This window comes from Acinetobacter marinus, from assembly GCF_900096915.1.
GTDB lineage: Bacteria > Pseudomonadota > Gammaproteobacteria > Pseudomonadales > Moraxellaceae > Acinetobacter > Acinetobacter marinus.
Window position 1 is genome coordinate 409,093 of record NZ_FMYK01000001.1, and the last position, 14,970, is coordinate 424,062.

Annotated in this window: 15 protein-coding genes; 6 read left to right on the plus strand and 9 right to left on the minus strand. The window is 41.2% G+C overall.

Translation table 11 applies throughout. The features are described 5' to 3' along the window. Positions 1-19: 19 nt before the first annotated feature. From eno to BLQ60_RS01900, 3 genes are all read right to left on the minus strand, one after another. Positions 20-1,309, minus strand: coding sequence for a phosphopyruvate hydratase (gene eno, locus BLQ60_RS01890; protein ID WP_092615162.1), 1,290 nt, complete (start codon positions 1,307-1,309; stop codon positions 20-22). A gap of 63 nt (positions 1,310-1,372) precedes the next feature. Then, positions 1,373-2,230, minus strand: coding sequence for a 3-deoxy-8-phosphooctulonate synthase (kdsA, locus tag BLQ60_RS01895; RefSeq protein WP_092615165.1), 858 nt, complete (start codon positions 2,228-2,230; stop codon positions 1,373-1,375). Between the two features lie 50 nt (positions 2,231-2,280). Then, the gene (locus BLQ60_RS01900; protein WP_092615168.1) at positions 2,281-3,921 is read right to left on the minus strand and encodes a CTP synthase; all 1,641 of its coding nucleotides are present in this window, start codon (positions 3,919-3,921) and stop codon (positions 2,281-2,283) included. 232 nt (positions 3,922-4,153) lie between these two features. Here BLQ60_RS01900 and BLQ60_RS01905 point away from each other — a divergent pair, with 232 nt between their 5' ends. Then, positions 4,154-4,663, plus strand: coding sequence for a hypothetical protein (locus tag BLQ60_RS01905; protein WP_092615171.1), 510 nt, complete (start codon positions 4,154-4,156; stop codon positions 4,661-4,663). Positions 4,664-4,722: 59 nt separating this feature from the next. On the opposite strand, the gene BLQ60_RS01910 is transcribed toward BLQ60_RS01905, so the two are convergent. Together BLQ60_RS01910 and BLQ60_RS01915 are read right to left on the minus strand one after the other, a co-directional pair. Next, entirely contained in the window at positions 4,723-5,874 is a 1,152-nt protein-coding gene (locus BLQ60_RS01910; protein WP_092615174.1) for a type I restriction endonuclease, read from the minus strand. 113 nt (positions 5,875-5,987) lie between these two features. After that, entirely contained in the window at positions 5,988-6,479 is a 492-nt protein-coding gene (locus tag BLQ60_RS01915; protein WP_092615177.1) for a hypothetical protein, read from the minus strand. Between the two features lie 136 nt (positions 6,480-6,615). Between BLQ60_RS01915 and BLQ60_RS01920 the strand changes: the two genes are divergently transcribed. Together BLQ60_RS01920 and BLQ60_RS01925 are read left to right on the plus strand one after the other, a co-directional pair. After that, positions 6,616-7,383, plus strand: coding sequence for an AzlC family ABC transporter permease (locus BLQ60_RS01920; protein WP_244515929.1), 768 nt, complete (start codon positions 6,616-6,618; stop codon positions 7,381-7,383). Beyond that, positions 7,373-7,714: an AzlD domain-containing protein gene (locus BLQ60_RS01925; RefSeq protein ID WP_092615180.1), complete on the plus strand. Its 342-nt coding sequence runs from the start codon at positions 7,373-7,375 to the stop codon at positions 7,712-7,714. The genes BLQ60_RS01920 and BLQ60_RS01925 overlap by 11 nt, the downstream gene beginning before the upstream one ends. A 120-nt stretch (positions 7,715-7,834) precedes the next feature. Here BLQ60_RS01925 and BLQ60_RS01930 read toward each other — a convergent pair whose 3' ends face one another. Continuing rightward, on the minus strand, positions 7,835-8,872 hold the full coding sequence (locus BLQ60_RS01930; RefSeq protein ID WP_092615183.1) for an NAD(P)H-dependent flavin oxidoreductase: 1,038 nt from the start codon (positions 8,870-8,872) through the stop codon (positions 7,835-7,837). Positions 8,873-9,031: 159 nt separating this feature from the next. After that, the gene (locus BLQ60_RS01935) at positions 9,032-10,198 is read right to left on the minus strand and encodes an MFS transporter (protein WP_092616005.1); all 1,167 of its coding nucleotides are present in this window, start codon (positions 10,196-10,198) and stop codon (positions 9,032-9,034) included. A gap of 188 nt (positions 10,199-10,386) precedes the next feature. On the opposite strand from BLQ60_RS01935, the gene BLQ60_RS01940 reads away from it, so the two are divergent. The 3 genes from BLQ60_RS01940 (at position 10,387) to BLQ60_RS01950 (ending at position 12,775) form a co-directional block, all read left to right on the plus strand. Then, the gene (locus tag BLQ60_RS01940; protein ID WP_092615186.1) at positions 10,387-11,019 is read left to right on the plus strand and encodes an FMN-binding negative transcriptional regulator; all 633 of its coding nucleotides are present in this window, start codon (positions 10,387-10,389) and stop codon (positions 11,017-11,019) included. Positions 11,020-11,234: 215 nt separating this feature from the next. Further along, on the plus strand, positions 11,235-11,726 hold the full coding sequence (locus tag BLQ60_RS01945; RefSeq protein WP_092615189.1) for a DUF2846 domain-containing protein: 492 nt from the start codon (positions 11,235-11,237) through the stop codon (positions 11,724-11,726). A gap of 23 nt (positions 11,727-11,749) precedes the next feature. Continuing rightward, complete coding sequence (locus BLQ60_RS01950; protein WP_092615192.1) at positions 11,750-12,775, plus strand: hypothetical protein; 1,026 nt, start codon at positions 11,750-11,752, stop codon at positions 12,773-12,775. Positions 12,776-12,866: 91 nt separating this feature from the next. Here BLQ60_RS01950 and prmC read toward each other — a convergent pair whose 3' ends face one another. Together prmC and prfA are read right to left on the minus strand one after the other, a co-directional pair. Beyond that, complete coding sequence (gene prmC, locus BLQ60_RS01955; protein WP_092615195.1) at positions 12,867-13,691, minus strand: peptide chain release factor N(5)-glutamine methyltransferase; 825 nt, start codon at positions 13,689-13,691, stop codon at positions 12,867-12,869. Positions 13,692-13,733: 42 nt separating this feature from the next. Further along, the gene (prfA, locus tag BLQ60_RS01960; protein WP_092615198.1) at positions 13,734-14,822 is read right to left on the minus strand and encodes a peptide chain release factor 1; all 1,089 of its coding nucleotides are present in this window, start codon (positions 14,820-14,822) and stop codon (positions 13,734-13,736) included. Positions 14,823-14,970 lie beyond the last annotated feature (148 nt).

Here is a 14,970-nt window from a genome sequence, read left to right on the forward strand (position 1 = left end):
AAAGTGCCTGACTATAAAATTAGTTTAAGCCTTTGAATTCAGCCTTCCCACGGTACGGCGCTTTGATTAATTCTTCAATACGAAGCAATTGGTTGTACTTCGCCACACGGTCAGAACGGCATAGTGAACCTGTTTTGATCTGACCTGCTGCTGTACCAACTGCAAGATCAGCAATGGTTGAATCTTCAGTTTCACCTGAACGATGTGAAATCACCGTGGTATAACCATTCGCTTTTGCTAGATAGATTGCATCAAGCGTTTCAGTTAGAGTACCGATTTGGTTATATTTGATGAGGATTGAGTTACCAACTTTTTCATCAATACCACGTTGCAAGATTTTTGGATTAGTGACGAACAAGTCATCACCGACCAACTGAATCTTATCGCCCAAGATTGAAGTGAGATACGCCCAACCTTCCCAGTCAGATTCATCCAAACCATCTTCGATCGAGATAATTGGATATTGATTCACAAGCCCTGCAAGATAGTCTGCAAATTGATTACTCGTGAATGCTTTATTGCCTTCACCTTCAAGCACATATTGACCATTTTTGTAGAATTCAGACGATGCACAGTCCAAAGCCAACATGATGTCAGAACCTGCTTTATAACCAGTGGTTTCAATCGCTTGAAGAATTACAGTGATTGCTTCTTCGTTTGAACGTAAGTTTGGTGCAAAACCACCTTCATCGCCAACAGCCGTATTCAAACCTTGCTTTTTCAATACAGATTTCAGTGCATGGAAAATTTCTGCACCTGCACGTAGGCTTTCTGAGAATGAGGTAAAGCCAACAGGCTCAATCATAAATTCTTGAATATCTACAGTATTATCTGCGTGTGCACCACCGTTTAGGATATTCATCATTGGCACTGGCATGGTCAATGAAGTCTGACCACGTAGATTGGCAATGTATTGGAATAATGGCGTTTTTTGCTCAGTCGCAGCAGCATGTGCAGCAGCAAGTGATACGGCCAAAGTCGCATTCGCACCAAGTTTTGCTTTGTTTTCAGTCGCATCTAAAGCAATCATCTGGTCATCAAGTGATTTTTGTTCAAAAACACTTTGACCAAGAAGCAACTCACGAATATCACTATTCACATTTTGCACTGCTTGGCGAACGCCTTTGCCTAAATAGCGAGCTTTATCGCCGTCACGTAGCTCTAATGCTTCACGTGAGCCTGTAGATGCACCACTTGGTGCACAGGCACGTCCAACTACACCAGACTCAAGAATCACGTCAGCCTCAATGGTTGGATTACCACGTGAGTCCAAGATTTCACGGGCACGAATGTCAGCGATTTGGCTCATTTATTTTTCCTCAATCGTTGTTCAATTTATAAAAACACACAAAAAAACTCATTAAAGTCTTACTTAGTGTGTATCCAGTTGTTTAAAACCTTTAACCAATGTATCTAACGCTTTCAACTGCGCCAAGAATGGCTCAAGTTGAGAAAGACGTAATGCACATGGTCCATCACATTTCGCTTTATCTGGATCTGGATGTGCTTCTAAGAACAGCCCTGCAAGTCCAGTTGCCATGCCCGCACGAGCAAGTGTGGTAATCTGCGCACGACGACCACCCGCTGAGTCTTCACGACCACCTGGAGTTTGCAAAGCATGTGTCACATCAAAGAATACAGGCACATCCATCGCTTTCATGGTATCGAAACCAAGCATATCCACTACAAGATTGTTATACCCAAATGCAGAACCACGCTCACAGAGAATCAGCTTATCATTACCTGCTTCTAAACATTTGTGCAGGATATGCCCCATCTCACGGGGAGATAAGAATTGAGCTTTTTTGATATTAATGATCGCATCTGTTTTCGCCATCGCTTCAACGAGATCCGTTTGACGACTTAAAAATGCAGGCAATTGAATAATATCCGCAACTTCAGCAACAGGCGCCGCTTGGTACGGCTCATGTACATCGGTAATGATCGGCACATTAAAGTGTTTTTTAATGTCACCGAGCCACTCAACACCCTTTTCCAAGCCTGGACCACGAAAAGAATGTAAGCTCGAACGGTTTGCTTTATCGAAACTTGCTTTAAAGACATAAGGAATTTCAAGACGCTTACAAATATCGATATAAGTTTCAGCGATTTCAAACGCCAAGTCTTTCGACTCAAGCACATTCATGCCACCGAACAATACAAATGGCAAATGGTTCGCCATCTGAATGTCACCTAATTCAACGATTTGTTTTGCTTTCAGCTCTGTCATGAAATTTCCTTAAACTCTTTTCCTAATCTTGAATCAACGGTTATAAAGTCTTATGACTTCCCTTGAAACTGATTTTTTGCCGCAGCGATAAATCCAGCAAACAATGGGTGTCCATCACGTGGTGAACTGGTAAATTCAGGGTGAAATTGTACTGCAATAAACCACGGGTGATCAGAAATTTCTACTGTTTCTACCAAGTGTTGCACAGCAGAATAACCTGAGACCTTCATCCCTGCATTTTCCAAATCATCGATATAGCGATTATTCATCTCATAACGATGACGATGACGTTCGCTGATTTCAGCATGTCCATAAATCTCACGAATTTTGGTGCCTTCAACCAGTTCAGAGGTTTGCGCACCAAGACGCATGGTTCCGCCTAGGTTTGACTCATCGCTGCGTTGTTGCAATTCACCGCGCTCATCTAACCATTCAGTGATCAATCCGATCAATGGTTGTTTTGTATTTCGATTAAATTCGGTTGACGTTGCCTCAGACAAACCTGCAACATTACGTGCATACTCGATCACAGCAAGTTGCATCCCCAAACAAATACCAAGATACGGGACTTTGTTCTCACGGGCAAAGCGAATCGCTTTCATCTTGCCTTCAGTACCACGCTCACCAAAACCACCCGGTACAAGGATTGCATCGGCATCGCCTAGTGTTTCATTGACATCAAGCGTTTCAAGTTGCTCGGCATCGACATAGTCGATTTGCACCTTCACTCGATTGCGAATACCTGCATGCAGCAAGGCTTCATTGACGGATTTATAGGCATCAGGAAGTTCCACATATTTCCCAACCATTGCAACACGCACGATAAATTCAGGATTAAATAATGCTTCACACACTTGATCCCAATCGGTCAGATCAGCTTCAGGCAGATTATCAAAGCCAAATTGCTCGCAAATCAGATCGTCGACATCTTGCTCATAGAAATTACGTGGGATTTCATAAATGGTTTTGGCATCTTTACACACCACCACCGCATCAGGGCGGACATTGGTAAACAGTGCAATTTTACGACGTGTGTCCGCATCGACATCATGCTCAGTACGACAGATCAGAATGTCAGGTTGAATACCGATCGACAGTAACTCTTTAACAGAATGCTGTGTTGGTTTGGTTTTTAATTCTGCTGCAGATTTAATATAAGGCAACAACGTCAAATGCATCAACATTGAATGCTTATGCCCAAGCTCAACCATGAGTTGACGCACGGATTCCATAAATGGCAGTGATTCGATATCACCAACCGTACCGCCAATTTCCACGATCGCCACGTCAAAGCCCTTACCTGCAGCAAGGACACGTGCTTTAATATTATCTGTAATATGCGGAATGACTTGAACCGTACCACCAAGATAGTCACCACGACGCTCTTTATTGAGCACGTCTTGATAAACACGACCACTGGTAAAATTGTTTAGTTTTGACATTTTTGAACGCTTGAGGAAACGCTCGTAATAGCCTAAATCGAGATCAGTCTCTGCACCATCTTCAGTGACAAAAACTTCACCATGTTGGAAGGGACTCATTGTACCTGGATCGACGTTAATATACGGATCCATTTTCACCATCGTGACCTTAAGACCACGCGCCTCTAACAGTGCGGCAACAGAAGCAGCAGAAATACCTTTCCCAAGTGATGAAACCACACCACCTGTGACAAAAATAAAATGAGTCATTCGAATTCTCGTACAATGGCACCGAAAAACGGCATACAATGTTTGGTGATTTTACTGCAAGTGCCCCTCATAAAGCAAAACTAATCGTCATCGCCCCTTCATTATTTTGATGAAATGCTGATTAAAACAACTAAACACCAAATTCGCACAATTCAGATGTGATTTTTTAACATTTCAAAAGTTTATTTTGCTACAATTTAAGCAATTTTCTGTTGTGTATAGATGAAAAAAGATGACGATGAAAGCAAAATTGGTAAAGTTGATCTTGATCAGCTCGTTGAGCGCCTTGGTGCTTACGGCGTGTATGAAAAAGGAAAAACCTGAGGCTGAAGCTGAGCAAAGCACACAAACCGAAACTGAAGTGCAAGACACAAACTTCCAAGATTTAGATCAAACTGAACAAACCTCTGAATATACTGATTTGGATGAAGTTGAAAATAATGATGGCACTGCAGAAATTACTGCAAGCGACGATGATGCAGACTCATCATATAGTCAAAATGATGAGCCACCACGTGCCGCACAAGAAAGTGTACGCAATGATGATCGTCCACGTTCAAACCCTGCGCCTTCAAGCTCAGCTTCGAGTGCGAGTGCTTCAAGCTCAAATTCTGCAAATCAAGCAAGTACTGTTAGCGACGATGTTGTAAATGATGAGCATGCCGTTTCTTCTTCTGGTGATGCCACTGAAGATGATGCTGTAGCCGCAGCAATGAAAGCAGCACAACCTGCGCTTCAATAAAGATTAAATGCTTGCGTTAGAAAAGCTGACTTTAGGTCAGCTTTTTTATTAAATCGAAATTAACTACGCTTGAAATTGGAGTCCATCATACAAAATTCCAAACTATCACGCAAAACACCAACCATTCGATAAATATGCTCTGGTTTATCTAAGAAAATTTGACCATTGTTTTGCACTTCTAAACCTGCACGCTCTAGTTCATTTCTACGAACTTCATCTAGAGTAACAATAAATTGAATAGTAGGACGCTTACGATTTACATCATAACGAAATAACCATCGATTATTTTTGTTTTGATAAAGTATGGAATAGTAGCTTTCAGTATCTCTCCCTTCTAAATGAATATCAGGCAATAATTCAGAGACTATGCGAAAAAGTTCCATCTCATCTTTAGTCGTAATAATTTTGGCATTATCAGGGTGAATTATGACATCAGGCTCTTTAAGCTCCTCTTGCAAAGCATCAGGTTTTTGCTCTATAGGCTGTGCAGTTATAACTGTCGGCGATGACAACCCTTTAACCACAGTATCACTAATTACTTGTTGCACTGCCTGCTTAACAAATGGCTGAATGGTCTCTAAAAACTTGGCATTTAATTGGCGAGCTATGCTTGATTGTTGAGCAACATGACGAACAAAATCTATATCAACCTCATTTATACATTTTTTAATCACTGTTTTAAATTGTTGTATATATTGATTCTCTTCAGCAAAGTAGCGCAATTTATCAGCGTGAAAATTATCATGCTTAAACTCTTCAAGTTGACCTAAATCTTCAGCCTTGGATTTTGTAAAATCAATAGTAAGGAATGGTTTTTCATCCATTACATTTGGATTAATTAGGTCTGTAAAAAATCTCCATTCCTTGCCATTAGTAATTGCACCAATAGTTACACCCAAACTACTATTAAAATAGCGTGATAGCTGTGGGGCGTGATTAGTTAAATTTGAAACATATGGCTTGGCTTCAATAAACATAACTGGTTGACCATTACAATATAATGCATAATCAACTCGTTCTGTAGACTTCACTCCAGGAAAATCAGCAGCAAATTCTGCCAAAACTTTTGTTGGGTCATAAGGACTAAAACCCAATATATCTAACAGTGGAAGAATTAAAGCCTGCTTTGTAGTTTCTTCCGTTGTGCAATGTGTTCCAACTTTTTTAACATGTTCAATATGACTTTTTAATCGCTCTATAAAATTTTCCATTTCTATATTCTCAAACTTTACTGATCAAGAATTTAACATTTGAAAAAAATAAAATCTATAAAAAATAAGCCTGAAAATAATAATTTCCAGATTCCATAAAGTATTAAAATAATTTATGAAATCGGTGCTTGGCTAATCTTGGTCGGCGTATTGCCATATTGCGGATTGTCGATCGCATCTTTGCAGTATTGCTTGTCTCGCTCATAGTCTGCTTGTTTTTGTGCCACATCACTGCTCTGCTCTTGAATGCTTCTCGCCCACGCATCCAAGCTATTCAACGACTTACGACAAAGTGCATATTTTCCTTCAGTCACCGAATCGGTCATTTTGACTTCGATTCGCCAACGTGTAGACAGCTCACGCAGTGGCTCTCGCACCATTTCATTGAGATCTTGATTGTCTGTTGCATTGTCAGCATACAGCATTTGATCGAGTTGATTAATCAACACCCACGCTTCATTAGCTACCGCAGAGGCATCATTGGTGAGTTTGGTGGCTGGACGAATTTCAGGTGGCGCATCATTTTTTGAGTCTGCTTGATTATTTCCGCAAGCCACCAGTAAGATCGTTAACAGTAAAACTGAACATTGCACCTGAAATTTCATATTACGCCACCATTGTCTTAGTCGTTACTAGGTTCGCATATTAAAAAAATAGATTAGAATACTCAACCGCATTTCAGAATTTAATCCATTTTGTCGTGCGTTTTGCGACGATCCTCTTGAGTTTATATTGGTTTTTATGTCTACCCCAACACAAATGATAATGCCACAAAGTACCTTTTTAGATGGTGCAAGAGATGCATTAGTTATTGTTTTTACCTATCTGCCAGTGGCATTTGCTTTTGGTGTGGCTGCGGTCGGCTTTGGCTTTAATGCGTGGGAAGCGTTGTTTTTATCTTCGACCATTTATGCGGGTGCTAGTCAGTTTATTGTCATTGCACTGTTGGCATCGGGTAGCTCGATTTGGGTTGCGGCGATTACCGTGATTATTTTGGATTTGCGTCATGTGTTGTATGGTCCAGCGATGTATCAGCAAATCCCGTCCGCAGTGAAACCCACCTTAAGTATGAAGAAAACAGGATTTTGGGCATGGGGTTTGACCGATGAAGTCTTTGCACGGGGTTTGATTGAACTGAGTCAACGCAAACACAACTGGTCTGAGGCGTGGATGCTTGGATTGAGTTTTACCTCTTGGGCTTCTTGGGCGTTTGGTTCATTTGTCGGTGCGATGTTTGCTGATCAGATGCATCTGATGCCGAAGTTTTTACAAGCCAGTTTTGATTTTTTGTTGCCTGCCCTGTTTTTGAGTTTTTTATTGGCGGCATTTGAGAAGAAAAATTTACATATCATTATCAGCGCCTTGCTATTTAGTGCGCTTGGTTATTTATGGCTCGGATTATCTTTTGCGATTTTCTCAGGAATTATTGCAGGAATGGTCGTCGCATTAATCAAATACTATGGCATTGATAAACACGCATCTCAAGGAGCACAATCGCATGAGCATTGAGATTCTATTAATTGGTTTATTGGTCGGTTTAGCTAACTTTTTTAATCGTTTTGTGCCGATTTGGCTGGTACATAAAAAACAGCAACAGCAAAAAAATAAAGGACGTGCGTGGATTGGCGTGGCGATGGCAAGTATTGGTGTCAGTGCGATCTGTGCCATGTTTACGATTGCCACATTGCCTCCATTGATTGAGCATCATGATCGGATTTTTGCCATGAGTTGTGGCTTTTTGGCATTGATCGTGATTTATGCACTGAGTAAAAAAATCATTTTGGCGACCTTAACGGCGGCGCTGATTTATGGCGTATTGTTTACCTATGTGCATTTCTAACGACCAATTAATCAAGCAAACTTAGCAATAAATATTTATAAAAAAATCAGCATCATAAGTTGATACTGATTTTCTAGAATCATTTAAAAATTTTCATGCAGAAATTGTACAGCGCAAAAATTATTGCAACTCCTGCACCAATTTTTCCATCAATTCTTTGGCATCCAAACGTCGAATATTCGCCACATTACTGCCCGCCCAATAGGCACCAAAACCTTGTTCATCTTGTTTTGATGCGACTGCATGCAATTGTTTCGCCAAATCATAAGTGTATGGATAACCTGCATGGGATGGACGATCAGGCAAATCGACAAATTGATGCCACGCATTCAGCAATCCACGTGCAGGACGACCTGAAATATTATCGGTGATTTGAGTGATCGGCTGTTCAAACAACAGCTCACGGTAAGCATCATTGGCAGCGGATTCTTTACACTGTACAAAAGCAGTCCCCAACTGCGCCGCACTGGCACCTAGCTCCAAATACAATCGAATATCTTCACCCGTCATGATGCCACCTGCCGCAACGATCGGTAGATCAAAATATTGATTTAAAATAATCACCAAGTCTAAAGTCGTCAGTCCCGCATCACAGCTTGGATTAAATGTGCCACGATGTCCGCCTGCCTCAACACCTTGCGCAATCAGCACATCAATGCCCGCCTGCTGTGCCAAATAGGCTTCGCTCAGCTGAGTCACGGTCACCATAGTGATAATGCCCGCTTGCTTTAAGGCAGAAATCTGCTCAGCCGTCGGTAAGCCAAAATGAAAACTCACCGCTTTTGGCTTTGTGTCTAAGACAACCTGTAACAACTCATCGTTGGAAATAAAACTTTGATAAATTTCATTGAGTTGGTTTGGTACTTCTGCATCAAACTCCTCAAAGTGAGGACGCATATAGTTGATCCATTGTTGCGCCTTTTCTGCATCATAAGCAGTCGGTTGATGACAGAAAAAATTCACTTGAAAAGGTTGATCAGTCAATTGCTGTGTTTTGAGAATGGCTTGTTTTGCAGTTTCGGCATTGCTCGCACCTAGACCCAATGCCCCAAAACCACCTGCATTAGACACCGCCGCAGCAAGCTCTGGTGTAGAGGTACCAGCCATCGGGGCTACAAAAATCGGCTGGGAAATCCCTAAACGCTGTAATAAATCCATATCAACACTCGACTTTTCGCAAAATATTAAAAGATGCTTTTCGCATACATCTTATTCTAGCCTGACTCACGCATCCTGTGTATTTATCAGCACAATATTCAGTATTTATTTGTATTTTGCTGACGTTTGAATGAGGTATTTTGAATGAGATGTTTTAAACTAGATGTGTCGCTGTGCTGGCAATGCCTTGACAAAAATGAGCCCAAACACACACACACCACCTGCGATGATAAAAATCCATTGCCCAGACAACACGTCCCAATATTTCCCCGCAAGCAAACTACCGAGTGCCACACCAAGCCCCCACATGGTGCTATACAGCGCCTGCCCTCGTCCCTGCTGTCCTGCACTAAAGTGTTGCAAAATCATCCGCATGGCAATCAAATGAAATAAGCCAAAACTAAAAGCATGAATCCACTGCGCAAAAAACTGTATCCAAAACTGCTCAGCAAACACACCGACAATGATCCAGCGCAGACTGGTCAAAACCAAACAAATTGCAACTAAGCTACGCCATGAAAATTGACGAAAAAACCATGTTGCATAGGCAAACATCACTATTTCCGCCACCACGCCCATTGACCATAACAGCCCTGTTTGCGTGGTGGAGAACTGATATTCATGCAGAAAATTACTATAAAAGCTATAAAACGGCGCAAATGAAAATAGCAAAATAAATTCGATCAGAAAAGAACACGCCACCACAGGACGTTTTAAAATCGGTAGAATCGGCTCAAGTTTACGCTGTGCAGTCGGCGCTTGTGTTGGCTCAGCAATGCTAAACGAACACAGAAAGGCACAGGCGGAAATACACAGCAATAGAATCGGCAGATTAGAAATGGGAATCCAGTCCAAAATCGCCCCAATCACAAACACACCAACAATAAAGCCGATCGAACCCCATTTACGAATTTTGCCATACAAAGCCTGATGTTGATCACCAAGCCAAAATAACGTGACACCTTCAAACTGTGCCAAGATCGCATTTTGAAAAAAGCTAAAAATCAGCATGATGATGGCGATGCTTTGAAATTTTTTATCGATACAGAAAATGGTCAGCCAAATTATCGCTTCGACAAAAGTCGCAATGCGAATCCACAGCATACGCTTGCCCGTCAGATCGGCAAGCCACCCCCAAATAAATGGCGCAAAAAATCGAGTGATTACCGCAATGGTGCTGAGCAAACCAATTTCAAAATGACTAAACTTTTGGAATTCCAAATATAAATTCCAATACGGCATGAATGTGCCGACGATCGCATAGTAGAAAAAGTAAAATGCTGACAGGCGTAAGCCGATCTTTTGTAGATCGATAGATGAATTCATTTGTGTTTTGGTTCGTGCATCGGAATGAGGTGTTGCCATATCGCTGTTATCGTGTTCGATGCAGTTATGTTGCGAGTTAGTTTAGCCAAAAGTCTAAGAAAAAACTTAAAAATTAAACCTTTCATCGTCAGGAATGATGATTTAACATCACTTTCTCGAAACCTTTCTTAATTTGTTCTGATTTTGCTATGTATCAGCCAGAAATTTTCCAAGAATCTCGCCAAGACGTATTGATTGACTTTATCAAGCAACATCCATTGGCGACGTTGATTCATTTCGATGGTGAAGAAATCATTGCAAATCATATTCCAATGCAGTTGCTGACGCTTGCCTCAGGCGAACTTCAATTGATTGGTCATATTGCCAAAGCCAACCCATTACATACGAATATTGCAAACAACAGCCCAACTTTGGCGATCTTCCAAGCCGAAAATGCCTATATCTCACCGAACTGGTATCCCAATAAATTGGTTCATCATCAACATGTGCCGACGTGGAATTATCAAGTAGTGCATGTGCGTGGCAAGATCGAATTTAGCCATGACGAAAAGCAGATCCGAGGCATCTTAGCAAAGCTCACTCGACAACATGAAGCTACACAAGCCAAGCCATGGAAAATGTCGCAAGCACCAAAAGACTACATCGCCAATGAAATTCAGCAGGTTGTCGCAATTACACTCTCTGTGGATAGTATGATTGGAAAATTTAAACTCAGCCAAAATCGTGATGCGGTTGATTTTCAAGGTGCAGTCGATGGCTTAAAAAGTAATGGAAATGTAGCGATTGCCGAAGAAATGGGACGACACTATCAAACAAATTAAATATTTCACAAAAGTTTGACAAGGCGGATTCAAGCAGCAAGCGCAACAGCATTAAGCCAACCTCACTCCTGCTCGTTCCTGATCGCACTAAAATCTGTGTTAAAAAAATATTAAATTCTTCTTGCAAGTTTCAAGAAAGCAGATATATTTCACAATTACAAACAATAACAAAGTTTGTACGTTAAATTGTATTTGTATTCACAATTGAGTTACATATGAAAAATTTTTCAATCACTGCAAGCACGCTGATCATCGCCACATCTACCCTATTCGGCTGCGCATCAGTGCCAACAACATCTACTGAAAAAAGCACACTCGCAAAACAAATGTCTGCGCCAAGTGAAGGCAAAGCGGGACTTTACATTTATCGCTCAAATACTGTCGTTGGTGGCGCCTTAAAAAAAGATATTTGGGTTGATGGTGAATGTGTTGGCGAATCTGCACGTGGTACATTTTTTCACATCGAAGTTGATGGCGATCAAACACATACTTTAGCAACTGAGTCAGAATTTTCACCAAATTTACTCGAAGTAAAAACTGAAAGTGGTCAGAACTATTTTGTAGAGCAAACAATCAAAATGGGCGTTTTTGTTGGCGGTGCAAATCTAAAACTAATGCATCCAACTCAAGGTCAGCAAGACATCCAAAAGCTATCTATGGCTGAAACTGGAAAATGCAGTAAAGCCTTCCCTAAAAAAGATTCTTAACTTAAAACATAGAGTAAATCCTAATGAAAAAAATCAATACACTCTTATCATTAAGCCTATTAAGCACCCTGCTTATTGCATGTGGTGGCGGAGGCGGTGGTAGTTCAAGTTCGAGCTCAAATAATACGCAAGAAAATGAACAGAAGTATTCTAATGTGAATGCATCATATTATGTACTTTCTCGTCAAAGCAATGACACATCTTATACGATGTCACATGAAATAACTTATGTTAATGGTCTACAACCAGCCAATGTGAATTATCATACCGTTGTGCCTGAAAATGAGTTCATTTTATCACCAGAAGGCTTGTACACAGACACATGGGCAGAAGCCTCAACTAAAGCAAAAACAGAAACACAATTAATTTTTAGTCAAGTGTCTGGCGCAAGTTATACGCAAAATCTTAAAAAGGTCAATCTTTCTGGCTCCTCTATCCTTGAGACAGTTTATGCAGGTTATATTCCTTTCTATGAAATTGCTGAGAGTGAAGCAGCTATTGATGGCAATGAATGGTTACTTGATGTGTTCAATCGATTTGGCTATGAGGCTTGGCAAACACATTATTCATCAAACCTTGCAACTTTCCCATCAGATGCTATCTGTTATCAAACCAACAGTATTGATACTGCACAAGACTATTTCACATTTACCTCAGACGATCGTAAAGAAAGTAGCTATAGTAATTATTTAGCAGATTATAGTGAAAGACTTTTAGCAGCTGCAGAAACACTAGAACATACTATTACGCAAAGTAATGGCTCATGGGCTGGATACAAATGGACTCGCTTTGATGAATCAGATCAATTTGGTTATATCACCAGTGTAGTTGTCATTGATTATCAAGGTCATGCATATACTGCCAAAGTATCGCTACAAAGCCAAGATCGAGAAGAAGCGCTCGATGTATTACAAGCACGCTTAGCAAGTGGTAAATTATCGAGTATAGAAGAAATTAAAGTCGCCGTCAGAATCCGTCAAATTCTTGATGGATGCGATTTTTATAACAAAAGCGCATTTGATGCAATTAAGTCAAGTGGCATACTCTAAAGTGTTTATCTAAAACACGTCTTACACAAGCCCGTACACTTTGGTATAGAGGCAAAAAAAATGGTCTACGAAATAATATGTAGACCATTTTTTATTTCTGCCCCAACGTCACCCGATCATTCCCACCATAGTCCTGTACCGTACACACATTTTCAAAGCCATACTGTTTTAATAAATCTTGCACAGCATTCGCCTGATCATAGCCATGCTCTAGCACAATCCAACCATTCGCATTCAGCCACTGTGGTGCTTCACGGATAATGAATTCTAAGTCAGACAATCCTTTATTATCAGCGACCAAAGCACGTTGCGGTTCATATTCGAGCTTTGCGACATGCGCATCTTCAGGATCAATATATGGCGGATTCGATACAATCAAATCAAATTTTTCATTGCGCTGTTGTATAGATAAAGCCTGATACCACGAACCAAGCGCAAAATTCACCTCATTTAAACCATGCTTCTCTGCATTAAACTTTGCCACCTCAAGACTTGGTGCATAGATATCCGTTGCGGTGATCTGCCAAAGTGACTTTTCTGAGGCAAGTGCCAATGCAATTGCACCTGTACCTGTCCCCAAGTCCACCACATGAGCCACTTTCGGTAAATCTAAAGCCAACACTGTTTCGATCACAATCTCGGTATCTGGACGTGGTACAAGTGTATCTGAGGTGACGGTTAAATCTAAAGTCCAAAACGGCTGTGAACCTATGATATAGGCAAGCGGTTCATTTTTCGCCAAGCGCATTAAGCCATCAAGAAATTGCTGTTCTTGTTCAGCCGAGAGCACTTGCATCATATTCATTTTCAGATGCAATGGGCTAAGTTTGAGAATATGCTCAAGTAGCCATGCTGCCTCTTGGCGTTCATAGCTATCGACTTGCCCACGCAGATTTAAGGCTTGTGCAATATTCACATTGGTACCTTAAATTTTGAAATCATGAAATTTTTATAAAGATTAGGCATCATTTTCTTGCGCCAACATCGCCAACTGATCAGCTTGATATTCACGGTGCAGATTGTCCAAGATTTCAGTCAAATCGCCTTCCATGATTGCATCGAGCTTATATAAGGTCAGATTAATACGATGGTCGGTCATTCGACCCTGAGGATAGTTATAGGTGCGAATCCGTTCCGAGCGATCACCCGAACCAACCAAATCACGGCGCATCTCAGAAGTCGCTGCATCGGCTGCTGCACGTTTGGCATTTTCAAGGCGTGACGCAAGCAGTGCCATCGCTTTGGCTTTATTCTTATGCTGTGAACGCTCATCCTGACACTCTACCACCGTACCTGTTGGAATGTGGGTGATACGTACCGCAGAATCAGTTTTGTTAATGTGCTGACCACCCGCACCTGAGGCACGATAAGTATCAATACGCAAATCCGCGGGATTAATATCGACCGACGTATCAACATCGACCTCGGGCAAGATCGCCACGGTGCATGCAGAAGTATGTACACGCCCTTGCGACTCAGTCGCAGGCACACGTTGTACACGGTGCGCCCCACTTTCAAATTTCAAGCGACCATATACGCCTTCACCATCAACACGGCAAATGACTTCTTTATAGCCACCATGTTCGCCCTCATTTTCAGAGAGGATTTCAATACGCCAACCTTGTGTTTCGGCATATTTACTGTACATACGGAATAAATCACCTGAAAAAATCGCCGCCTCATCCCCACCCGTTCCGGCTCGGACTTCAAGGAATGCCGCATTGGCATCATTCGGGTCTTTCGGAATCATTAAGATGTTAAGCTGACTTTCAAGATTATCAATCAAGGCTTTATTTTCTTTGATTTCTTCTTGTGCCATTTCTTTGAAATCTGGCTCGGCAAGCATTTCTTCAGCTGTGACAATATCCGCTTCAGCTTGGGTGTATTGTTGCCATACAGCGGTGATCTCTTGTAGCTCACTATGTTCACGAGAGAGTTTACGGAATTTATTGTTATCCGAAATGACCTCTACATCAGCCAATAAGGCATTCAGCTCTTCATAACGATCGACCAACTGATCCAAACGTAAACGTAGCGACTCTTTCATACAATAACTTTCTCTTTTTCAAACACTTTTCACCACTGCAAAGATGATCAATTCGCAGATTTGTGGTGTTGCATAGTGTACCGATAATTCAGCACAAATCCTATCAAGGATATTATTTTTTCCAAAATGCACGATCCATCACACTTTA